Source organism: Comamonas sp. A7-5 (assembly GCF_039581385.1).
In the GTDB taxonomy this organism is placed as follows: domain Bacteria; phylum Pseudomonadota; class Gammaproteobacteria; order Burkholderiales; family Burkholderiaceae_C; genus Comamonas; species Comamonas thiooxydans.
Window position 1 is genome coordinate 166451 of record NZ_JBCPWO010000006.1, and the last position, 21141, is coordinate 187591.

18 protein-coding genes are annotated in these 21141 nt (G+C 61.2%); 6 read left to right on the forward strand and 12 right to left on the reverse strand.

From position 1 onward, the window contains the following. Position 1 precedes the first annotated feature (1 nt). From AAIL67_RS13345 to AAIL67_RS13355, 3 genes are all read left to right on the forward strand, one after another. On the forward strand, positions 2-2626 hold the full coding sequence (locus AAIL67_RS13345) for an ABC transporter permease (protein WP_343484217.1): 2625 nt from the start codon (positions 2-4) through the stop codon (positions 2624-2626). Positions 2627-2713: 87 nt separating this feature from the next. Further along, positions 2714-3154: a VOC family protein gene (locus tag AAIL67_RS13350; protein ID WP_034378766.1), complete on the forward strand. Its 441-nt coding sequence runs from the start codon at positions 2714-2716 to the stop codon at positions 3152-3154. Between the two features lie 64 nt (positions 3155-3218). Next, entirely contained in the window at positions 3219-4391 is a 1173-nt protein-coding gene (locus AAIL67_RS13355; protein ID WP_343484218.1) for a carotenoid 1,2-hydratase, read from the forward strand. Here the strand turns inward: AAIL67_RS13355 and AAIL67_RS13360 are convergent. From AAIL67_RS13360 to AAIL67_RS13390, 7 genes are all read right to left on the reverse strand, one after another. Next, positions 4380-5060, reverse strand: coding sequence for a TetR/AcrR family transcriptional regulator (locus AAIL67_RS13360; protein WP_034359891.1), 681 nt, complete (start codon positions 5058-5060; stop codon positions 4380-4382). The two genes, AAIL67_RS13355 and AAIL67_RS13360, sit on opposite strands and share 12 nt — an antisense overlap. Positions 5061-5237: 177 nt before the next feature. Next, positions 5238-7682, reverse strand: coding sequence for a membrane-bound PQQ-dependent dehydrogenase, glucose/quinate/shikimate family (locus AAIL67_RS13365; RefSeq protein ID WP_343484219.1), 2445 nt, complete (start codon positions 7680-7682; stop codon positions 5238-5240). Positions 7683-7903: 221 nt separating this feature from the next. After that, a complete protein-coding gene (locus tag AAIL67_RS13370) occupies positions 7904-8896 on the reverse strand; it encodes a branched-chain amino acid ABC transporter permease (RefSeq protein WP_034389398.1) in 993 nt (330 codons plus the stop codon). Between the two features lie 12 nt (positions 8897-8908). Next, positions 8909-9793 (reverse strand): branched-chain amino acid ABC transporter permease, encoded by an 885-nt coding sequence (locus AAIL67_RS13375; RefSeq protein ID WP_003057801.1) that lies wholly within the window; start codon positions 9791-9793, stop codon positions 8909-8911. Positions 9794-9841: 48 nt separating this feature from the next. Continuing rightward, on the reverse strand, positions 9842-11038 hold the full coding sequence (locus AAIL67_RS13380; protein WP_034378762.1) for an ABC transporter substrate-binding protein: 1197 nt from the start codon (positions 11036-11038) through the stop codon (positions 9842-9844). 55 nt (positions 11039-11093) lie between these two features. Next, positions 11094-11813: an ATP-binding cassette domain-containing protein gene (locus AAIL67_RS13385; RefSeq protein WP_003064410.1), complete on the reverse strand. Its 720-nt coding sequence runs from the start codon at positions 11811-11813 to the stop codon at positions 11094-11096. Between the two features lie 119 nt (positions 11814-11932). After that, entirely contained in the window at positions 11933-12703 is a 771-nt protein-coding gene (locus AAIL67_RS13390; RefSeq protein ID WP_343484220.1) for an ABC transporter ATP-binding protein, read from the reverse strand. A 718-nt stretch (positions 12704-13421) separates the two neighbouring features. Here AAIL67_RS13390 and AAIL67_RS13395 point away from each other — a divergent pair. The 3 genes from AAIL67_RS13395 to AAIL67_RS13405 are packed head-to-tail and all read left to right on the forward strand — an operon-like array spanning position 13422 to position 15139. Further along, positions 13422-13811: a hypothetical protein gene (locus AAIL67_RS13395; RefSeq protein WP_012837322.1), complete on the forward strand. Its 390-nt coding sequence runs from the start codon at positions 13422-13424 to the stop codon at positions 13809-13811. Continuing rightward, positions 13812-14339: an RNA polymerase sigma factor gene (locus AAIL67_RS13400; RefSeq protein ID WP_343484221.1), complete on the forward strand. Its 528-nt coding sequence runs from the start codon at positions 13812-13814 to the stop codon at positions 14337-14339. A gap of 11 nt (positions 14340-14350) precedes the next feature. Then, positions 14351-15139 (forward strand): anti-sigma factor, encoded by a 789-nt coding sequence (locus AAIL67_RS13405; protein WP_034389395.1) that lies wholly within the window; start codon positions 14351-14353, stop codon positions 15137-15139. Positions 15140-15184: 45 nt separating this feature from the next. Here the strand turns inward: AAIL67_RS13405 and AAIL67_RS13410 are convergent, their stop codons facing one another. From AAIL67_RS13410 to nuoL, 5 genes are read right to left on the reverse strand one after another with little or no spacing between them, the layout of a single operon-like run. After that, positions 15185-15697 (reverse strand): DUF1178 family protein, encoded by a 513-nt coding sequence (locus AAIL67_RS13410; protein ID WP_034389394.1) that lies wholly within the window; start codon positions 15695-15697, stop codon positions 15185-15187. A gap of 8 nt (positions 15698-15705) precedes the next feature. Next, positions 15706-16011, reverse strand: a complete 306-nt coding sequence (locus AAIL67_RS13415; RefSeq protein WP_003076486.1) for a DUF2818 family protein — start codon at positions 16009-16011, stop codon at positions 15706-15708. A 56-nt stretch (positions 16012-16067) separates the two neighbouring features. Beyond that, a complete protein-coding gene (gene nuoN / locus AAIL67_RS13420; RefSeq protein ID WP_003064398.1) occupies positions 16068-17561 on the reverse strand; it encodes an NADH-quinone oxidoreductase subunit NuoN in 1494 nt (497 codons plus the stop codon). Between the two features lie 24 nt (positions 17562-17585). Then, the gene (locus AAIL67_RS13425) at positions 17586-19061 is read right to left on the reverse strand and encodes an NADH-quinone oxidoreductase subunit M (RefSeq protein ID WP_003064396.1); all 1476 of its coding nucleotides are present in this window, start codon (positions 19059-19061) and stop codon (positions 17586-17588) included. A gap of 16 nt (positions 19062-19077) precedes the next feature. Then, complete coding sequence (gene nuoL / locus AAIL67_RS13430; RefSeq protein ID WP_177340986.1) at positions 19078-21114, reverse strand: NADH-quinone oxidoreductase subunit L; 2037 nt, start codon at positions 21112-21114, stop codon at positions 19078-19080. Between the last annotated feature and the right edge of the window lie 27 nt (positions 21115-21141).

The following is a 21141-nucleotide window of genomic DNA, read 5'->3' on the forward strand; positions in this document are numbered from 1 at the left end:
TATGCTGCTGAGCAGCTTCTCCTGGCAGGAGCTGCGCCAGCATCCCTGGCGCACGGCCACGGCGCTGATTGCCATCATGCTTGGCGTGGCACTGGGCTTTGCCGTCCATGTGATCAACCAGTCGGCACTGGACGAATTTTCCAGGGCGGTACGCAGCGTCAACGGCCAGCCCGATCTGCAACTGCACGCCATGCAGGGCGGTCTGCCGCTGGCACTCTATCCGCAGGTGGCGCAGACCCGGGGCATCGCCACCGCCGTTCCCTGGGTCGAAACCACGGTGTTGCTGCCGGGCAGCACTGCAGATTTGCAGACGCGCGGCACGCTAGGAGCAGCGCAAGGCGTGAGCTTGCGCGTGCTCGGCAGCGATGCCCTCAAACTGGCACCTGTCGCCCCGGCCCTGATGCCGCGCCTGTTTGAAGGCGGCAACCGGCTCGATCTGTTTGCTCCCGATGCCGTATTTCTCAATGCCGCCGCCTTGCAGGCTCTGCGTCTGAATCCTGAACAAGCCGCCAACGCCCCCATGCAATGGCTGCTCAACGGCCAGGCCCAGCAACTTCGCATTGCGGGCACGGTCGCCGCCAGCGGCGCACCGGTCGCAGTCATGGACATTGGCGCACTGCAGCAGAAGCTCGGCCTGTTTGACCGTATCGACAGGCTGGACCTTTTGCTGACCGACAGCGCCAGCCGCAGCCAGGTGACCACCGCCCTGCACGCCCTGCCGGCCTGGCAAGACCAGGTATTGATCCAGCAGCCCAGCGACGATCAGCAGCGCGTGGGCGAGATGTCGCGCGCCTACCGCGTCAACCTCACGGTGCTGGCGCTGGTGGCCTTGTTCACAGGAGCGTTTCTGGTGTTCTCGGTACTGGCACTCAGCGTGGCACAGCGCGCGCCGCAGTTTGCGCTGCTGGCCGTGCTCGGAGCCACGCCGCGCCAGCGCATGGCACTGGTGCTGCTGGAAGCGCTGGCGCTGGGGCTTATAGGCAGCCTGGCCGGTATTGCGCTGGGTACGGCACTGGCCTGGGTGGCGCTGCAGGTGCTGGGCGGCGATCTGGGCGGCGGCTTCTTTGCCGGCGTGCAGCCAGTCCTGCACTGGAGCCCTGTGGCAGCGCTGGTCTTCGGTCTGCTGGGCCTTGCCGCCACGCTGGCCGGAGCCTGGTGGCCCGCACGCGCCGCCATGGATTTGCCGCCAGCGACCACGCTCAAGGGACTGGGCAGCACGCATGAGAGAGCCCCGCGCCTGTGGCCCGCAGTGACGCTGCTTGCAGCCAGCCTGGTGCTGGCCTTTATGCCACCGGTGGCAGGTATCCCGCTGGCGGCCTATATGGCCGTGGGCCTGCTGTTGCTGGGCGGCATGTCAGCCCTGCCCTGGCTGCTGGGTTCGGTGCTGGGACTGGTACCCAAGGCCTTCTCGCGCCAGCCGCTGGCCATGCTGGCGCTGGAGCGCGCGCGGCGCATGCGCCACGCCACTACCGTGGCCGTGGGCGGTGTGGTGGCAAGCCTGAGCCTGGCCGTAGCCTTGACGGTGATGGTCACCAGCTTTCGCGGCAGCATGATGGAGTGGCTGGATGCCGTGTTGCCCGCCCCCATGTATGTACGCGCCGCAGGCGGCTCCAGCCGTATCGATGCAGCCCTGCTGCCGGCCGATGCGGCGCAGCGCCTGGAGCAGTTACCCGGCATAGAGCGAGCCCAGGCCATGCGCAGCAGCCAGTTGGTGCTGAGCCCCGAACGCCCGGCCATCAGTCTGCTGATTCGACCTCTTCAAGGTGAGCAGGCCATGCAGCTTCCCTGGGTGGAAGGCCCAATCCATGAGACACGCCCAGGCATTGCCGTGCACATCAGCGAAGCCGTGGCCCAGCTCTATGGCCTGAAGCCCGGTGATGCGTGGCCGCTGCTTTCCAAGGCTTTCAGCCTTAAAACCCATGACCACCAAGCGCCAGATGCTTCTTTTTACATAGCATCCGTGTGGCGCGACTATGTGCGTCAGTTCGGTGCCGTGGCCCTGGACTGGAAGGACTACCTGGCACTGTTGGGTCATGCAGGCAATGCAGCGCAGATCAGCGAGATCGCCGTCTGGCCGGAGTCCCAAAGCCAGTTGTCTGGCACCGATCTGCAAGCAGCGATAGAGCAGGCCCTCGGCACGCCGGGGCAGTCGCCCCCTGCGCTGGAGTTTGTCAGCAGCCAGGCGCTGCGCGAGCGCTCCCTGCGCATTTTCGATCGCAGCTTTGCCGTCACCTACTGGCTGCAGGCCGTGGCCATAGGCATAGGCCTGTTCGGCATTGCGGCCAGCTTCAGCGCCCAGGTACTGGCCAGACGCAAGGAATTCGGGCTGCTGGCCCATCTGGGCCTGACACGGCGCAATGTGCTGAGCGTGGTTGCCGCCGAGGGTCTGGCCTGGACCATGCTGGGCACCATCGCGGGCACGCTGCTGGGCCTGGGCGTGGCCGTGATCCTCGTGCATGTGGTCAACCCGCAGAGCTTTCACTGGACCATGGAGCTGCGCCTGCCCCTGCTGCGCCTGTTGGCGCTGGGCGCTGCCGTGGTGCTGGCAGGCGTCATCACCGCGTGGCTGGCCGGACGCCGGGCCGCCAGTGCCGACGCGGTGCTGGCCGTCAAGGAGGACTGGTAGCTATACCTGCACCCCTGTCAGCGTTTTTCACATGATTGCGCCGTTGCGCAGCGCACAATGAAACCTTCACCGCTGCGAGGAGTTCGTATGCAAATCCAGCCCTATCTCTTTTTCGATGGCCGCTGCGAAGAGGCCCTGGATTTCTACCAGGCCGCACTTGGGGCCGAGATCACCATGCTGATGCGCTACAAGGATGCTCCTCCGCAGCCCGAGTCATCGACCCAGCAAGGCTGCGGCCCGGGACAGATGGATCCCGAAAAAATCATGCATGCCAATGTCCAGATTGGCGAGACGCAAATCATGGCATCTGACGGCATGAACAGCGGCAAGCCGGACTTCAAAGGCTTTTCTCTGTCCATCACCGCGCCCAGCGAGAATGAGGCCGACCGCATCTTTGCCGCCATCGGCCAGGGCGGCAAGGTACAGATGGCGCTGGACACCACGTTTTTTGCGCGCCGTTTTGGCGTGGTGACCGACCGCTTCGGAGTCAGCTGGATGGTGATCGTTCCCCTGATCGATATCGGCTGAGGCAGCGCAAAGCAGCACCTCGAAGCTCATGGCATTGCGCTGATCGGCTGGGCGACAATGGGCCATGCCTTATCAGCCCACGCCCTCCCAGCCGCAACAACCGGCACTGCTGGCCCTGTCACGCAGGCAGTCTCTGCAAAGGCTGGCTGCTGCCGGTCTGGGCTGGGCTACCCTGGGCCTGCCTCTGCCAGGCATGGCTTTGCCGTCCAGAACCTTGCAGTTTCCACGCGACTTCGGCAGCCACCCGGATCTGCAGACCGAGTGGTGGTACATCACCGGACAGTTGCAGGCCGGCGGCAAGCCCTGGGGCTTTCAGCTGACTTTCTTTCGCTCGCGCATCGAAGCCGCGCAAGGCCTGCAATCGGCTCTTGCGGCCAAGCAGTTGATCTTCGCCCATGCTGCCCTGTGCGATGTCGAGGGCCAAAAGCTGCGCCACGACCAGCGCATGGCGCGCGCGGGACTGGGCCTGGCCGGAGCCAGCGAAAACGATACCGATGTGCATATCAACGACTGGTATCTTCAGCGTCGACCCGTACCGGGACGAAGCGCCAGCGAAGCCAGTCGCTACAGAGCTCTGCTGAGCAGCCAGGACTTCATACTGGATCTTGAATTTGACAGCACGCAGCCACTGCTTTTGCAGGGCTTGAATGGTCTTTCACGCAAAGGTCCGCGTGAGGAACAGGCCAGCTACTACTACAGTCAGCCTCAGCTCAAGGTCGGCGGCTCCATCACCGTGGGCGGGCAGCAGCTGCCTGTGCAAGCCAGCGCACACAACCGCGCCTGGCTGGACCATGAATGTAGCGCGGCCATCATGGACCCTGAGGCTCAGGGCTGGGACTGGATAGGCATGAATCTCGATGACGGCAGCGCCCTCACGGCCTTTCATCTTCGCCGCCACAATGGTTTGGCGCTCTGGGCCGGCGGCTCATTTCGTGCACAGAACCAGACTGCGCAAATCTTTGCCGCCAATCAGGTACGGTTCAAACCGCTTCGCCACTGGAGCAGCCCGCACAGCAAAGCAAGCTACCCTGTGGCCTGGAGCGTGCAGACACCGGCGGGCCGTTTCGAGGTTCATGCGCTGGTGGACGACCAGGAACTGGACAGCCGCGCCAGCACCGGTGCCATTTACTGGGAGGGCCTGTGCGAGCTGCGCAGCATCGGCGCCGATGGCACAAGCCGCCGCGTAGGCAGCGGTTACCTGGAAATGACCGGCTATGCGAATGCGCTAAGGCTTTAGGGCCTGGGGCTTGCACACCAGAGCGCCGAGCTGATCGAGCAGAAGCTGCAGATGGCGCTCGCGCAAGCTCTCGCCCAAGAGATCGACCTGCAGCAGGCTCTGCCAGGTCGCGGCATGATCCACGCGGAAGCCGGACAGGGCCGAAATCAGATAGTGGACATCGACCGCGCTCAGCTGGTCCTTGAACAGGCCCTGCGCCACGCCGCGCTGCAGAATGCGCTCGATCGGCTCCAGCGCCGCCTTGCGCAACAGCTCGGTCTTGGAGATCTGGCCCAGCATCTCTCCGCCCTGGAAATTCTCCTGCAGCACCAGACGCGTGAACTCCTGGTTCTGCTCGTGATACTCGAAGCTCCTTTGCGCCAGCGCATGCAGCGCCTGCAAGGGCTCCAGCGCATCGAGATTGAGCTGCTCCTCCGACTCGCGAATATCCGAGTAGCTCTGCTCGATGACCGCGAGGTACACGTCTTTCTTGTTGCCGAAATAGTAGTAGAGCATGCGCTTGGCACAGCCCGCCTTGGCGGCAATGCGCTCCAGCCGCGCTCCGTCATAGCCGTAATTGGCAAACTCGGTCTTGCCCGCATCCAGCAGGGCTCGGCGCATATCGGCCGATGCCTCGTCTGCCGAAGGCTGCTGGCTCAGTGAATTTTCAGGACCTTGCTGCTCGCTCACGACCACATCTCCATTGACTCAAGCGCGCGAGCGTAACACGCAGCGCAGGCATGAAAAAAGGCCACCACGCTTCCCACTGCGTGTGGTCGCGGCCCCTCCGAGAGGGGCGCTGCCCGGCGATGAAAAAAGCCATGGCTCTGACGAGCCATGGCTTTTCGGGTTCAATGCCTGCGTCGCTTATTTGCCGCTATCGGGCAGCGCGTAGGCAATCACATAGTCACCGCGGTCGGGCGACTGGCGGGCACCACCGGCCGAGATGACCACATATTGCTTGCCGGTCCTGGGCGACTTGTAAGTCATGGGGCCGCCCTGGCTGCCAACTGGCAGTCGGCCCTTCCAGATTTCCTTGCCGGTGGCGCTATCCCAGGCGCGCAGGTAGTAATCCTGCGTGCCGGCAAAGAACACCAGACCGCCCTGGGTCGCCAGCGTGCCGCCCAGTGTGGGCAGGCCCACAGGCATGGGCATGCGCATCTTGATGCCCATGGGACCCTGATCCTGCACCGTGCCCACGGGCACCTGCCAGACCACTTGCTGGGTCTTCATGTCGATGGCGGTCAGCGTGCCGAACGGAGGCTTCTGGCAAGGAATGCCCAGAGGCGACATAAAGCGGTCCTTGATCACCGCATAGGGAGTGCCTCCCAGCGGCACCTGACCCATGCCTGTGTTGGGCGCTTCACCGCCGTCGGACAGCTTGTCCTTTTTCTGCTGGGGCATCATCTGCACCCACAGGCCCAGACGCATGTCGTTCACAAAGATCAGATTGTTGCCGGGATCCGCAGACAGGCCGCCCCAGTTCATGCCGCCCAGCGAACCCGGGAAACTCAGCGACACATCGGTGCCAGGCGCGGTGAACAGGCCTTCATAGCGCATGGACTTGAACTTGATGCGGCAGATCAGCTGATCCACCGGCGTCGCGCCCCACATATCGGCTTCGGTCAGGGTCTTGGTGCCGATCTGCGGCATGCCCACGGACAGAGGCTGGGTCGGGGCATACTTTTCGCCAGGAATATGACCGGGCTTGACAGCAATGTCCTCCACCTTGGTCAGCGGCTTTCCGCTGTGGCGGTCCAGCACAAAGATCTGACCGGCCTTGGTACCGACCACCAGCGCTGGCGTCGTCTTGCCGTCCGGCAAAGGGAAATCGATCAGTGTGGGAGCCATGGGAAGGTCGAAGTCCCACAAGTCGTTGTGCACGGTCTGGTACACCCACTTTTCCTTGCCCGTGGCAGCATCCAGCGCGAGGATGGACGCACCGTACTTCAGGTCCGCTGCAGAGCGCGTGGCGCCATACAGGTCCACCGAAGCCGATCCCATGGGCAGGTACACCGTATTGGAGCTGGGATCGTAAGTTGTTCCCGCCCAGACATTGGCCGATGAGCGGGTGTAGGTCTCGCCGGACTTGAGCACTTCATTGGGCGTGGCCGAGCCTGAGTCGAACGCCCAGCGCTGTGCGCCAGTCATTACATCGAAGCCGCGAATCACGCCACCGGGCATGTCCACCTGTACGTTGTCGGCCACGCGACCACCGATCACCACGGTGGTGCCGGCCACCGTGGGCGCCGATGTCAGGGTGTAGAACGCGGGATTCGAAATAGTGCCGACGCCCTGCTTGAGGTCGACCACGCCGTGATCGCCGAACTCATCGCACAGCTCGCCGTTGTCTGCATTGATGGCAAACAGGCGTGCGTCGATGGTGTTCATCAGAATGCGGCGCTTGCAAGCGGCGCTGGCAGGCAGGCTCACCGCCTGCACGGGAGTCGATCCCGGCACGCTGGGCTGAGCCAGTGCGGCATCCGCATCGAAGTAGGCCAGTCCGCGACAGCGCTCCCACACACCGCCCACATGGGAGTTGGTGTCATGGCGCCACAGTTGCTTGCCGGTGTCGGCGTCGAGCGCAATCACGTTGTTGCTGGGCGTGCAGACAAACACCTTGTCGCCCACCTGCAGCGGTGTGGTCTGGTCTTCAGCGCCGGCGCCTGTGGACTTGGGTACGTCGCCGGTGCGAAAAGTCCAGGCCACCTGCAGCTGGTTGACGTTGTCCACGTTGATCTGATCCAGCGCGGCAAAGCGGTCGTTGTTGCTGCTGTTGCCGTAATGGCTCCAGTCCTTCTGCTCGCTGGCCGCATCCACAGGCTTGCGTGCCACGGCAGACGGGGTCTGCACCTCGGGGTGAATCTGAAACATGGACACAAAGGCCGCCATGCCAGCCACCAGCATGACCGCCGCTGCAGCAAATGGCGCCTTGCTGGACAACGCCTTGCCCGGCTCGCCAGCCTTGCGCAGCAGGGGCATGCTGGCCAGCACCACCACGGCTGCAAAGGTCAGCGCCAGCAGACGCGAAATCAGGCTCCAGTAATCCAGGCCCACTTCGGCCAGCGCCCACAGCACGGTCGCGCCGAAAGTGCTCAGGTAGAACCATGCGCCGCTCACGCGGCGGCGAACCAGTTGCACGCCGGACAACAGCAGCCCCAGGCCAGCGAGCAAAAAGTACCAGCTGCCGCCCAGGCTGATGAGCTTGCCACCGCCTATCAAGAAGAACAGGCCGGCAAGTGCCAGCGCTGCCCCCAGAACCCAGAGCCAGATGCGCGCGGCCAAGGGCTGCGCCTGCTCCCGATGTGTCATATCGAACCTCGAACTGTATGCGCCTGCACGCGCACCGGCATCCGGCTGCACTCAGGCATTTTTTAAATGAGAAAAAAAGTCCATTGTTGTGAGAAATAAAGTCCATCGCTTGCAAACGTGTACCAGGAATTTCAGGAATCTCTGAAATTTCGATTTCCACGCTGAAGTCAGGACAATAAAAAAGGCCGCAGATGCGGCCTTTGGAGAGAGGGCGAAGCGCCTTATTTGCGACGCAACAGCCAGGCGATCAACTCGCCCATGATGCCCTTGCGGAACAGCAGCACACAGAGCACAAAGATCAGGCCGGTGACGATGGTGACCGATTCGCCCAGCGTGCCAAACCATTCCACTCCCGTCGTGTGCGCCAGAAAGGTACCGAACTCGCCGATCTTGTTTTCCAGCGCCACAACGACGGCCGAGCCCAGCAGCGGACCCGACAGCGTGCCCAAGCCGCCCATCAGCGTCATCAGAATCACATGCCCGGAGGTGGTCCAATGCACATCGGACAAGGTCGCAAAGCCGAGCACCAGAGTCTTCAGAGAGCCGGCCAGACCCGTCAGGGCCGCAGAGATGACAAAGGCCAGCAGCTTGAAGCGGTTGACGTCATAGCCCAGGGAGATGGCGCGCGGCTCGTTCTCCTTGATGGCCTTGAGCACCTGCCCGAACGGCGAGTGAATGGTGCGCACGATGAGCAGAAAGGCCGCTGCCACGATGATCAGCGCCACGTAGTACATGACCATATCGCTGCTCAGATCGATCACGCCGAACAGCTTGCCGCGCGGCACGCCCTGCAGGCCGTCTTCGCCGCCTGTGAACTTGGCCTGCAGCGCGACAAAGAACAGCATCTGTGCCAGCGCCAGCGTGATCATGGAGAAATAAATGCCCTGGCGACGGATGGCCAGCCAGCCAAAGATCAGGCCCAGCAGACCGCCGACCACCGTACCCAGCAACATGCCGACTTCGGGCGTAAAGCCCCAGGCCTTGATGGTGTAGCCCGCCACATAGGCCGCACCGCCCAGAAACGCGGCGTGGCCGAAGGACAGCAGACCCGTATAGCCCAGCAAGAGATTGAAGGCCGAAGCAAACAGTGCAAAGCACATCAGCTTCATGACAAAAACCGGATAGGCACCGAGGAAGGGCGCGACGATCAGGCCCAGCAGCAGCAGGCCATAGCCCACGGGGGCAATGCGTTGAACAAGCGTCTTGGATTTCATGTCGTGCCCCTCTTATTTTTCTTTACCGAACAAGCCAGCGGGGCGAATCAGCAAAACAATGACCATGATGAAAAACACGACGGTAGACGATGCTTCGGGCCAGAAAACCTTGGTCAGCCCTTCGATGACGCCCAGCGCCAGACCGGTGAGAATCGATCCCATGATGGAGCCCATGCCGCCAATCACCACCACGGCAAACACCACGATGATCAGGTTCTGCCCCATCAGCGGCGTGACCTGGTAGACGGGAGCGGCCAGCACGCCGGCAAAAGCCGCCAGCGCGGCACCGAAGGCATAGGTCAGCGTGATCATCACGGGCACGTTGACGCCGAAAGCCTCGACCAGACGCGGGTTTTCGGTGCCGGCACGCAGATAGGCACCGATGCGCGTCTTCTCGATCACAAACCAGGTCGCCACGCACACCACGATGGAAGCCACAACCACCCAGGCACGGTAATTGGGCAGGATCATGAAGCCCAGATTGGTCGCGCCTTCGAGCAGCTCGGGCGTGTCATAGCCCAGGCCCGAGACGCCATAGACGGAGCGGAACACCCCCTCGATCAGCAGCGACAGCCCCAGCGTCAGCAGCAGGCCGTAGAGATGATCGAGCTTGTAGATCCAGCGCAGCAAAAAGCGCTCAATCAACACCCCCAGAATCCCCACCAGCACCGGCGACAGGATCAGCATCACCCAGTAGTTGATGCCGAAATAGCTCATGGCCATCCAGGTGCACATGGCCCCCAGCATGAACAGGGCGCCATGCGCAAAGTTGATGACATTGAGCAGGCCGAAGATCACGGCCAGGCCCAGACTCAGAATTGCGTAGAACGAACCGTTGACCAGCCCCAGAAGGAGCTGGCTCATCAGGCCGGGCAATGAAACGCCGAAGATTTCCATGAGAGATACGCTGGTGAGGGTGAGGTGTGCATCAAACCGGTAGCGCCATTACTTCCAGAGCGCGCACTTGGTTTCGGCCTTGGTGGTCCAGACCGTATCGGCAGGCAACTTGGTCAGCACCTTGAGGTAGTCCCAGGGCTTGGTGGATTCGCTGGGCTTCTTGGCTTCGACCAGATACATATCGTGGGCGAAAGTGCCGTCGGGACGGATCACGCCCTTGCCGTAGAAGTCGTTGATGGGCGTGCTCTTGAGATGGGCCATCACCTTGTCGGCATTGGTGGTCTTCACCGCTTCCACGGCCTTCAGGTAGTTCATCACGGCCGAGTAGTCGGCGGCCTGCACATCGGTAGGCATGCGCTTGGTCTTCGCAAAGAACTTGTTGGCGAACTTGCGCGATTCGTCGTTCATGTCCCAGTACCAGCTGGTGGTGTGCAGCAGGCCTTCGGTGTTCTTCAGGCCCAGGCTGTGGATGTCGGTCAGAAAGACCAGCAGACCGGCGGTCTTCATGGTCTTGTTGATGCCGAACTCCTTGGCGGCCTTGATGGCATTGATGGTGTCGCCGCCCGCATTGGCCAGACCCAGGATATGCGCCTTGGAGCTTTGCGCCTGAAGCAGGAAGGACGAAAAGTCCGAGGCGTTGAGCGGGTGCTTGACCGAGCCCAGCACCTTGCCGCCCTTGGCGTTGATGACCTTGGTGGTGTCGGCCTCCAGTGCCTGGCCGAATGCATAGTCGGCCGTCAGGAAGAACCAGTCCTTGCCGCCGCGATCCACCACCGCACCGCCCGTGCCCTTGGCCAGGGCCACGGTGTCGTAGGCGTAGTGCACGGTATAGGGGTTGCACTGCTCGTTGGTCAGCGCGGAAGAACCCGCGCCGCTGTTGAAGTGAACGCGCTTTTTCTCGTTGGCGATCTGGGAAACCGCCAGTGCCGTGCCGGAATTGGTGCCGCTGAAGACCATGGAGATGCCCTGCGTATCAATCCATTCGCGCACCTTGGAGGCGGCGATGTCGGCCTTGTTCTGATGGTCTGCGCTGACCAGCTCGATGGGCTGGCCCAGGACCTTGCCGCCGAAGTCGTCGATTGCCATCTGCATGGCGACCGCACCGTTCTTGCCCTCCACGTCTGCGTACAGGCTGGACATATCGGTGACGAAACCGATCTTCACCTTTTCCTGGGCCTGGGCCAGAGGGCTGGACAGGCCGGCCACGGCCAGCATGCACGAGAGAACGCTCAGTTTTGCTTTCATCTTTATCTCCACGGGTTGGTTCTTTGTTATGAACGAAATGGAATTGCTTGCAGGCTCAGACACCCAGCAGCTCGTTGAGTACGGACATCTTCTCGTCCAGTTCGCTGGCTCCGAAGCGCAAAGCGACATGACCGTGCTCGACCACATAGAAGCGGTCGGCCAGCGGCGCGGCAAAGCGGAAGTTCTGCTCCACCATCACCACGGTGTAGCCCTTTTCGCGCAGCGTGGTGATCATGCGAGCCAGGGTCTGGACGATGACGGGGGCCAGGCCTTCGGAAATTTCATCGAGCAGCAGCAGGCGCGCGCCCGTGCGCAGGATCCGCGCCACGGCCAGCATCTGCTGCTCGCCGCCCGAAAGGCGCGTGCCCTGGCTGTTCCTGCGCTCATAGAGATTGGGGAACATCTGATAGATCTCGTCGATGCTCATCCCCGGCTCGCCGGTCTTGAGCGGCGGCGGCAGCATCAGATTCTCTTCACAGGACAGACTGGAGAAAATGCCGCGCTCCTCGGGGCAGTAACCCACCCCCAGGTGGGCGATCTTGTGCGTGGGCATGTGAATGGTTTCCACGCCATTGATCCTGATCGAGCCCTTGCGCGAGCCGGTCAGCCCCATGATGGCGCGCAGCGTGGAGGTGCGCCCCGCTCCATTGCGGCCCAGCAAGGTCACCACCTCGCCGGGATTGACCACCAGGTCCATGCCATGCAGCACATGGGATTCGCCATACCAGGCATTGAGTCCCGAAATTTCCAGCGCCGGAGTACTTGTTTTATTCATTGTTCATCTGATCTCAAAACTGGCACGAACCCAAGTCAGAAACACCAAGCAAGGGCCGCCCCGCAGCGATGGTGTTGTCCCCCTCCGGGGGAGGCCGCGTGAGCGGCACAGGGGGGCATTCAATGCGCCCCCTGAAGCTGCCCGTCCGTGGTCCCCATATAGGCTTCCATCACCTGCGGATTGCGCGAAACCTCTTCGTAGCGCCCTTCAGCCAGAACGGCGCCGCGCTGCAGCACGGTGATGCGATCGGCGATGGTGGCAATCACCTTCATGTTGTGCTCCACCATCAGGATGGTGCGGCCGGCAGAGACCTTCTTGATGAGCTGGGTCACGCGATCCACATCCTCATGGCCCATGCCCTGTGTGGGTTCGTCCAGCAGCATCAGCTCGGGCTCCATGGCCAGCGTGGTCGCAATTTCCAGGGCGCGCTTGCGCCCATAAGGCAGGTTCACGGTCACTTCATCGGCCAGGTCCTGCAGCCCGACTTCGGTCAGCAGCTCCATGGCGCGGTCATTGAGCTGATTGAGTGTCTTCTCGCTGGTCCAGAACTGATAGGCCGTGCCCAGCTGGCGCTGCAGGCCTATGCGCACGTTCTCCAGCAAGGTGCAGTGCGGAAACACGGCGGAAATCTGAAACGAGCGAATCACGCCGCGTCGCGCAATCTGTGCCGGCGCCTCGCGGGTAATGTCCAGCCCGTTGAACTGGATGCTCCCGGAAGTGGGCTCCAGAAACTTGGTCAGCAGATTGAAGCAAGTGGTCTTGCCTGCTCCATTGGGCCCGATCAGCGCGTGAATGGAGCCACGCTGCACGGCCAGATCCACCTTGCTGACGGCGGTAAAGCCTTTGAACTCTTTGGTGAGTTGCCTGGTTTCGAGAATAAGGTCGCTCATGCGCTGGCCGTCAGTCCTGAATGCTGCAAAACAAAGAGGGGAGCAACTTGCTGTACTTCCTCTGCCTGAGCGGCATCTTGGTCTTTCATGCTGCAGTGCCGCAGCGGGAAACTCCTAGGAATGAAGAGCCATCGGACTTATGCTTTCCCTAATCTTCCATAAAACAAATAGCAACAACAGAAGTAACTGCAAACTTCAAACTCATCGCAACTGCAAGCCACGCCAGAGACAGCGGCATCCCCAGGAATGTCAGCATCCACTTCGGAATCTCTAAAAAAGCTTATGCCTTATACATATTGCGCTATCAATATTAGTAAGACTGGGCGAAATGCGCCCTCATAGCACAGCGCTCCCCAGATTGGCCCTGATGCCGTAAACCCTGAGTCGCTCAATTCCCACTGGAGTAACCGGGTTACTAGCCCAATGCTCGCAAATATGCTTGCCATTTGTCGTCCTTAAAAACCAAGGGCGACAAAGAACAGCCATATCGCTATTAATTTAAAAGCTGCTTCCGATTGCCTCATATGAATTTCATGCTCTTTTATCCATGAAATAAATACTCAATCGGCAATAGCAGCTATCAAATTATTCAGCAATCGATGCCTGAGGCCATGCCTGCAAGACCTGCCGCGCTGCTCTTGAGTTCCTGCGTGAAAACGAATGGAATAAAACCCCTTGCAGAACTGTTTACTGCAGGTCAACCACAAGGAGAGACCTCATGTTTCGCATCGCTTCTCTGACGCTAGCTTCCGCCGCCCTGCTGGCGGCCTGCTCGACCGGCTCGGTCACTTCGGCAAAATCCCCTGCCACTACCCTCAACGGCGTGCTGGTCGGACCGACCCAGATGACGCTCTACGTCTTTGACAAGGATGCCGCAGGCTCCGGCAAAAGCGTCTGCAACGGCGGCTGCGCCACCAACTGGCCGCCTCTGATGGCCCCCGCGAGTGCGGCGCCGATCGGCGACTGGAGCGTGGTGATGCGCGATGACGGCAGCAAGCAATGGGCTTACAAGGGCCGCCCCCTCTATCACTGGGTCAAAGATGCCAAGCCCGGCGACATGACGGGTGACGGCTTTCTCAACAATAGCTGGCATGTCGCCAAGCCTTGAGTGAAGGTCGACGCCGCCCTGGTCCATATTCCCCGCCTGCGCCGCTATGCACGTGCGCTGGCGGGCGATGCCGCGCTGGCAGACGATCTGGTGCAGGACACCCTGGAGCGCGCCTGCCAGAAGTGGGCCCTGTGGCAGCCGCCGGCCGCCGCCTCGACCGAGCTGGTGCAAAAGGCCTTGCTCAGCTGGCTGCTGACCTTGATGCACAACCTCTATGCCAATCAGTGGCAGCAGTCCTCGCGGTATCGCATGGTGGAGCTTGACGAGGCGCAGGACACGCCTCACGACCCCATGCCCAGACTGACGCTGCAACTGGATCTGGAGCGGGCCCTGTCCCATCTCACGCCGCAGGCACGCGAGGTGTTGCTGCTGATCGGCATGGAGCAGTTCAGCTATGGCGAAGCCGCGCAGATGCTGGGCGTTCCCGTGGGAACGGTGATGTCGCGCCTCTCGCGTGCCCGCGAACAGCTCAGGCGCCTCATGGAAGGAGAAAGACCCGCGACGACCGTGTTGAGGGCTGTCAAATGAAGGAAAGTGCAATGACACCCCAGCGCCCCGATGAAACCACGCTGCATGCCTGGGTGGATGGAGAGTTGCAGCCCGATGCCGCTGCGACCGTGGCGCAATGGCTGGCCGAACACCCCGAAGAAGCAGCGCGCATGGCCGCCATTCAGGCCCAGAACGCGGGCCTTCAGGCTCTGCATGCGCAATTGCTCGAAGAGCCGGTCCCGCCCCGGCTCATACTATCCCTGCAAAAGCCGGCGCTGCAGTGGCGCTGGCAACATGCGCTGGCCGCAGGCATCATGCTCAGCGTGGGCCTGGGACTTGGCTATGGTGCAGGCCAGCAAAAATCCGGCTCGCTGCCAGCGGACACGGCCGTGCAGTTGCCAGGCTTTGTCCGCGAGGCGGCTGCTGCCCATGCCGTCTATGTGCCCGAGCAGCGCCACCCCGTCGAGGTCGCGGCACAGCAGCAGGCGCATCTGGTGCAGTGGCTGTCCAAGCGGCTGGGCGTTGCGCTCAAGCCCCCGGTGCTGGAAGCCCAGGGCTTTCATCTCATGGGCGGGCGGCTGCTGCCCGGGGAGACCGGCCAGGCCCGCGCCCAGTTCATGTACGAGGATCAGGCCGGCCAGCGCGTCACCCTGTATGTCTCAGTGCTCAAGCCCGGGACGGCAGCCACCACCGCCCCTGCCTCCTTTCAATGGAGCAGCGACGGTGCAAGCCATGGCTTTTACTGGATCGACGGCCGGCAAGGCTATGCCTTGAGTGCCTCCCTGCCGCGCGAGCGCCTGCAGACTCTGGCCAACGCGATCTATCAGCAACTGAGCTGAAGCTACAGCCCCTGGCGTCGTGCAAGGGAGAGTGAAGGTCCGGGCTTATTGCAGGCTGCCGCTGCCGCCTTCGCCACTGGCCGACTCGGGCAAGGCCAGGGGCAGAACGCCAATGCCCTCTTCCAGCAGCTCCATGGCCTCCTGGGCGCTGGTCTGGCCGCGAATGGCACGCTCCTCGGTTTCACCGTAGTGAATGCGACGCGCCTCTTCGGCGAATTTTTTGCCGACGTCCTCGGTATTTTGCGCAACCTGGCGCGACCACTGCATCCAGGCGGCATGCATGGACTGCAGATGTGCCCGCGCCTCGGCGCTGATCTCGGGTACGGCGACGGGAAGCTCCGGCGCTGCGGCAGGAGCCGGCTTCGCAGTCTGGGCAGCTTTGGGCGGCTGTGCGCCCAGATTGAGACGGGGAGCACTCAAGCGCTTGGTCACATCACTGTCGCCGCAAACAGGACATTCCACCAGCTTGCGCTGCAGCTGATTCTGAAAATCATCTTCCGAAGCAAACCAGCCTTCAAAGACATGGCCTGCAGGGCAGTGAAGATCAAGCACTTTCATGGCGCCACTCAACCCTTGCGGTGAACCAGATAGCGATAAACGAAGCCGGGAAATGCCAGCGTCAAAAACAGCGTAGCAGTAATGGCATAGAACTCCCAGCCTTGGGGAGATATCTGACCGGCGCGACGCTCCAGCAGCAAGCCCAGGCCGCCCACCAGCAGGTACAGGGCAATCATTTCCAGCAGGCGCACCCACAGCGGCTTGCGACCGGCCATGACGGGGCCGATGATGCCCAGACGCTGGTTGATAAAAGGCAAATTGGCTGCCACAAGGGCAGCCAAGATGATGAGCCAGATAGAGGCGGTTATAGACACAAAGCCATTCCTAGAAAAAGCGATGAGGGCATCAAGCCCTCATCACATTCGTCTTATCAGGAAGCCAGAGCACGCACAACGGCGTCAGCGCACAAGGCCATCAGACCGCCGGGCAGGATACCCAGCAGCAGAACCAGCGCACCGTTGATCGTCAGCACAACGCGTACATCCAGAGGGGCAGACACGCTGGTAGCAGTGATTGGAGCATCAAAGTACATGACCTTGACCACGCGCAGGTAATAGAAGGCGCCGATCAGCGACATGATCACGGCGAACACGGCCAGACCGATGTACAGGCTGCTGCCCGAAGCAACCAGTGCCTGCAGCACGGACAGCTTGGCGTAGAAGCCGACCAGCGGAGGAATACCGGCCATGGAGAACAGGCAGATCGCCATCACGCCGGCGTACAGCGGGCTGCGCTGGTTCAGGCCGGCCAGATCGGCGATCTCTTCGCTTTCAAAGCCTTCGCGGGCCAGCAGCAGGATCACGCCGAAGGAAGCCAGGGCGGTCAGCACATAGGTCACGATGTAGAACATCGCCGAGCTGTAGGCATTTTCGACGGTGGCAGGATCGACCTTGCCGTCCACCACACCCGACATCAGACCCAGCAGCACGAAGCCCATCTGGGAAATCGTCGAGTAAGCCAGCATGCGCTTGAGGCTGGTCTGCTGCAGACCGGCCAGGTTGCCGATGAGCAGCGAGCAGACGGCCAGCACCATCAGCATCTGCTGCCAATCGATGGCCAGCGGCAGCAGGCCGTCCACCAGCAGGCGGATGGTCATGGCAAAGGCAGCCAGCTTGGGTGCGCCACCGATCAAGGCAGTGATGGCGGTAGGTGCACCCTGGTAAACGTCGGGCACCCACATGTGGAAAGGAACCACACCCAGCTTGAAGGCCAGACCGGCGACCACGAAGACCAGACCGAAGACCAGCACCTGGTGCTTGATTTCACCGGAATTGATGGCCTTGAAGACCTGTCCGATATCCAGCGAACCGGTGGCGCCGTAGAGCATGGACATGCCGTACAGCAGGAAACCGGAAGCCATGGCGCCCAGAACGAAGTACTTCATGGCGGCTTCGACGGACACGGTGTGGTCACGGCGCAGAGCCACCAGCGCATAGCTGGACAGTGTCAGCAGCTCCAGGCCCAGATACAGGACCAGGAAGTTGTTGCCGCTGATCATGATGAACATGCCCAGCAGGGCCAGCATGGACAGTGTGAAGAACTCACCGCCGCGCAGCATGTCGCGCTCGGCCGCATAAGGGCGGCCGTAGACCATGGTGATCATCACGGCGATAGTGGCAAAGCACTTGAGCCAGTTGCCCATGGCGTCCGAGACAACCATGTTGCCCCAGCCGTAGAAGGTATTGCCGCTCGCGGCGTACATGCCTTGCATCACCGCCACGACAAGCAGGGTGAGCATGGTCAGAACATAGGTGCCGGTGCGACGGGCGCTCTTGACGCCCAGGTCCACCAAGGCAATGACGCAGGCCATGACCAGGAGAGTGATCTCCGGGTAGATCGCCAGCCAGCTGATGTTGTCAATCATCTCGTGTCTCTCGTTTCAGTCTGGTCAGTTGAGCTTGCTCACAGCCACATGCTTGATGAGCTCTGCCACAGACACATCCATCACATCGGTGAAGGGCTTGGGATACAGACCCATGACCAGCACGGCCGCGGCCAGCAGGCCCAGCACCAGGAATTCGCGGCAGTTGATGTCCTTGAGTTCAGCCACATGGTCGTTGGCCACGGCACCCAGGTACACGCGCTTGTACATCCACAGGGTGTAGGCAGCGCCGAAGATCAGAGCGGTTGCAGCGCCCAGACCAATCCAGAAGTTGTATTGCACGGCACCCAGGATCACCATCCACTCGCCGACAAAACCGGCGGTTGCAGGCAGACCGCAGTTGGCCATGGCGAACAGCAGGGCAAAGGCAGCGAACTTGGGCATGGTGTTGACCACACCGCCGTAAGCGGCGATTTCGCGGGAGTGAACGCGGTCGTACAGCACGCCGATGCACAGGAACATGGCGCCGGACACGAAACCGTGGGCAATCATCTGCACCAGGCCACCGGAGATGCCCAGGTTGTTGAACATGAAGAAGCCCAAGGTCACAAAGCCCATGTGAGCCACGGACGAATAAGCCACCAGCTTCTTCATGTCCTTTTGCACCAGAGCCACCACACCCACATAGATCACGGCAATCAGCGACAGCGTGATCATCAGGCCCGACCACTCATGCGCCGCATCGGGAGCAATGGGCAGAGAGAAGCGCAGGAAACCATAGGCACCAAGCTTCAGCATGATGGCGGCCAGCACGGCGGAACCGCCGGTAGGGGCTTCAACGTGAACGTCAGGCAGCCAGGTGTGGACCGGGAACATGGGCACCTTCACCGCAAAAGCGGCGAAGAAGGCGAAGAAGATCAGCGTCTGTGCGGTACCGGACAGGGGCAGCTTGTGCCAGTCCAGGATCTCGAAGCTGCCGCCCGATTGGGTGTACAGATAGATCAGAGCGACCAGTGTGAGCAGCGAGCCCATCAAGGTGTACAGGAAGAACTTGAAGGCTGCGTAGATCTTGTTCGGACCACCCCAGATACCGATGATCAGATACATCGGGATCAGAGTCGCTTCGAAGAACACATAGAACAGCATGCCATCCAGAGACGCGAACACACCGATCATCAGACCCGACAGGATCAGGAAAGCGGCCATGTACTGGTTGACGCGCTCGGTGATGTTGGTCCAGGAGGCGATCACCACGATGACGGTGATGAAGGCCGTCAGCGGCACAAACCACATGGAGATGCCATCCACGCCCAGGTGGTAGTGGATGTTGAAGCGCTCAATCCAGAGCGCGTTCTCCACAAACTGCATATTGGCAGTCGTGGTGTCGAAGCCGGTGACCAGAGGAATGGTCACCGCAAAACCGATCAGCGCACCGATCAGTGCCAGCCAGCGCACCGCGTTGGCCTGCCCTTCTTTGCTGAAGGCCAGCAGGAGGGCGCCAAAAGCAATCGGCACCCAGATAGAAAGACTCAACAAACCCATTTTTGTTCTTCCCCTACTACTTGTTGAGCCACACGAAGTACGTCATGAGGGCAACGATACCCAGCAGCATGACCAACGCGTAGTGATAGAGATAGCCTGTTTGCAGGCCGCGCACCCACTGACCGAACTTGGCCATGAGCTTCCAGGAGCCGTTCACGATGGCGCCATCGATGATGGCCTGATCGCCGGCCTTCCAGAAGAAGGTACCGAAGGCACGGGAGCCGCGGGCGAAGATGTTCTCGTACACCCAGTCCACGCCGTACTTGCCTTCCAGAACCTGGTAGAGACCAATCTTCTTGGAGAAAGCCATGATGGCGGCAGGAATCTCGGGCTTGACCATGTAGAACACATAGGACACCACCACACCGGCCAGAGCCAGCCAGAACGGTGCAGCCGTGAAACCGTGCAGTGCCATGGGCACCCAGCCGTGGATCTTCTCGGCCAGTTCGGCCATGGCGCCATGCTTGGAGCCATCGACGTGGATCACGCCCTTGAAGAAGTCGCCAAACAGCATGGGCATCAGCGCAATCGCACCGATCACCACCGAAGGAATGGCCAGCAGCACCAGAGGACCGGTCACCACCAGAGGCGACTCGTGGGGCTTGGCATCATGGCCATGGCCGTGGTCGTCATGACCGTGGTGGTCATCATGGTGGGCATCGGGGTTCTGGTCGTAGCGCTCCTTGCCGTGGAAGACGATGAAGTACAGACGGAAGGAGTAGAAAGCCGTGATGAACACACCGGCCAGAACTGCAAAATTGGCAAAGCCGGCAGCAGGCAGGTTGGAAGCGTGAACCGCCTCGATGATGGCATCCTTGGAGTAGAAGCCCGAGAAGAACGGCGTGCCGATCAGCGCGAGGTTACCCAGCAGGAAGGTGATCCAGGTGATGGGCATGTACTTGCGCACGCCGCCCATCCAGCGGATGTCCTGATTGTGGTGCATGCCCATGATGACGGAGCCGGCACCGAGGAACAGCAGCGCCTTGAAGAAGGCGTGGGTCATCAGGTGGAACACGGACACCGAGTAGGCCGACACACCCAGAGCGATGGTCATATAGCCCAGCTGGGACAGCGTGGAGTACGCAATCACGCGCTTGATGTCGTTCTGGATGATGCCCAGGATACCCATGAACAGCGCTGTGATGGAGCCGATCACCAGGATGAAGTTCAGCGCAACATCCGACAGCTCATACAGAGGAGACATGCGCGACACCATGAAGATGCCAGCCGTCACCATGGTCGCTGCGTGAATCAGCGCGGAGATAGGCGTGGGGCCTTCCATGGAGTCCGGCAGCCAGGCGTGCAGCGGGAACTGTGCCGACTTGCCCATTGCGCCGATGAACAGGCAGATGGCAGTCACGGTCACCAACAGCCAGCCCGTACCGGGCAGCTGGGTGTTCTGGATCTCTGGCAGCTTGGCAAAGATTTCAGAGTAGTTCAGCGTGCCGGTATAGGCAGCAATCAGGCCGATACCCAGAATGAAGCCGAAGTCACCCACGCGGTTGACCAGGAAGGCCTTCAGGTTCGCGAAGATGGCCGTAGGCTTCTTGTAGTAGAAACCGATCAGCAGATAGGACACCAGACCCACGGCTTCCCAGCCGAAGAACAGCTGCAGCAGGTTGTTGCTCATCACGAGCATCAACATGGAGAAGGTGAACAGCGAGATATAGGAGAAGAAACGGTTGTAGCCGTCATCCTCTTCCATGTAGCCCATGGTGTAGATGTGAACCATCAGCGACACAAAGGTCACCACGCACATCATCATGGCCGTGATGGAGTCGATCAGGAAACCGACTTCCATCTTCAGGCCACCGACAACCATCCAGGTGTAGATGGTTTCGTTGAACTTTGCGCCGTCGAACACGACAGCCTTGAACGTGAGGGCCGACAGAACGAAGGCCAGGAGCACGCTCAGAATCGTCAGGGAACTGCTGCCGGTGCGACCAATCTTGTTGCCGCCAAAGGCCGTGCCCCAGATACCCGCGAGTGCGGAGCCGACCAGCGGTGCCAACGGCACCGCAAGCAGCATGGATGCAGAAAGGGTTTGACTCATTTCTTGAGAACCTTGCAAGTTACGGCG

Excerpts from the sequence above, each read along its gene's own strand:
- AAIL67_RS13345 (WP_343484217.1), top strand. The coding sequence starts at position 2 with ATGCTGCTGAGCAGCTTCTCCTGGCAGGAGCTGCGCCAGCATCCCTGG.
- AAIL67_RS13350 (WP_034378766.1), top strand. The coding sequence starts at position 2,714 with ATGCAAATCCAGCCCTATCTCTTTTTCGATGGCCGCTGCGAAGAGGCC.
- AAIL67_RS13355 (WP_343484218.1), top strand. The coding sequence starts at position 3,219 with ATGCCTTATCAGCCCACGCCCTCCCAGCCGCAACAACCGGCACTGCTG.
- AAIL67_RS13365 (WP_343484219.1), bottom strand. The coding sequence starts at position 7,682 with ATGACACATCGGGAGCAGGCGCAGCCCTTGGCCGCGCGCATCTGGCTC.
- AAIL67_RS13370 (WP_034389398.1), bottom strand. The coding sequence starts at position 8,896 with ATGAAATCCAAGACGCTTGTTCAACGCATTGCCCCCGTGGGCTATGGC.
- AAIL67_RS13375 (WP_003057801.1), bottom strand. The coding sequence starts at position 9,793 with ATGGAAATCTTCGGCGTTTCATTGCCCGGCCTGATGAGCCAGCTCCTT.
- AAIL67_RS13380 (WP_034378762.1), bottom strand. The coding sequence starts at position 11,038 with ATGAAAGCAAAACTGAGCGTTCTCTCGTGCATGCTGGCCGTGGCCGGC.
- AAIL67_RS13385 (WP_003064410.1), bottom strand. The coding sequence starts at position 11,813 with ATGAATAAAACAAGTACTCCGGCGCTGGAAATTTCGGGACTCAATGCC.
- AAIL67_RS13390 (WP_343484220.1), bottom strand. The coding sequence starts at position 12,703 with ATGAGCGACCTTATTCTCGAAACCAGGCAACTCACCAAAGAGTTCAAA.
- AAIL67_RS13395 (WP_012837322.1), top strand. The coding sequence starts at position 13,422 with ATGTTTCGCATCGCTTCTCTGACGCTAGCTTCCGCCGCCCTGCTGGCG.
- AAIL67_RS13405 (WP_034389395.1), top strand. The coding sequence starts at position 14,351 with ATGACACCCCAGCGCCCCGATGAAACCACGCTGCATGCCTGGGTGGAT.
- AAIL67_RS13410 (WP_034389394.1), bottom strand. The coding sequence starts at position 15,697 with ATGAAAGTGCTTGATCTTCACTGCCCTGCAGGCCATGTCTTTGAAGGC.
- nuoN (WP_003064398.1), bottom strand. The coding sequence starts at position 17,561 with ATGATTGACAACATCAGCTGGCTGGCGATCTACCCGGAGATCACTCTC.
- AAIL67_RS13425 (WP_003064396.1), bottom strand. The coding sequence starts at position 19,061 with ATGGGTTTGTTGAGTCTTTCTATCTGGGTGCCGATTGCTTTTGGCGCC.
- nuoL (WP_177340986.1), bottom strand. The coding sequence starts at position 21,114 with ATGAGTCAAACCCTTTCTGCATCCATGCTGCTTGCGGTGCCGTTGGCA.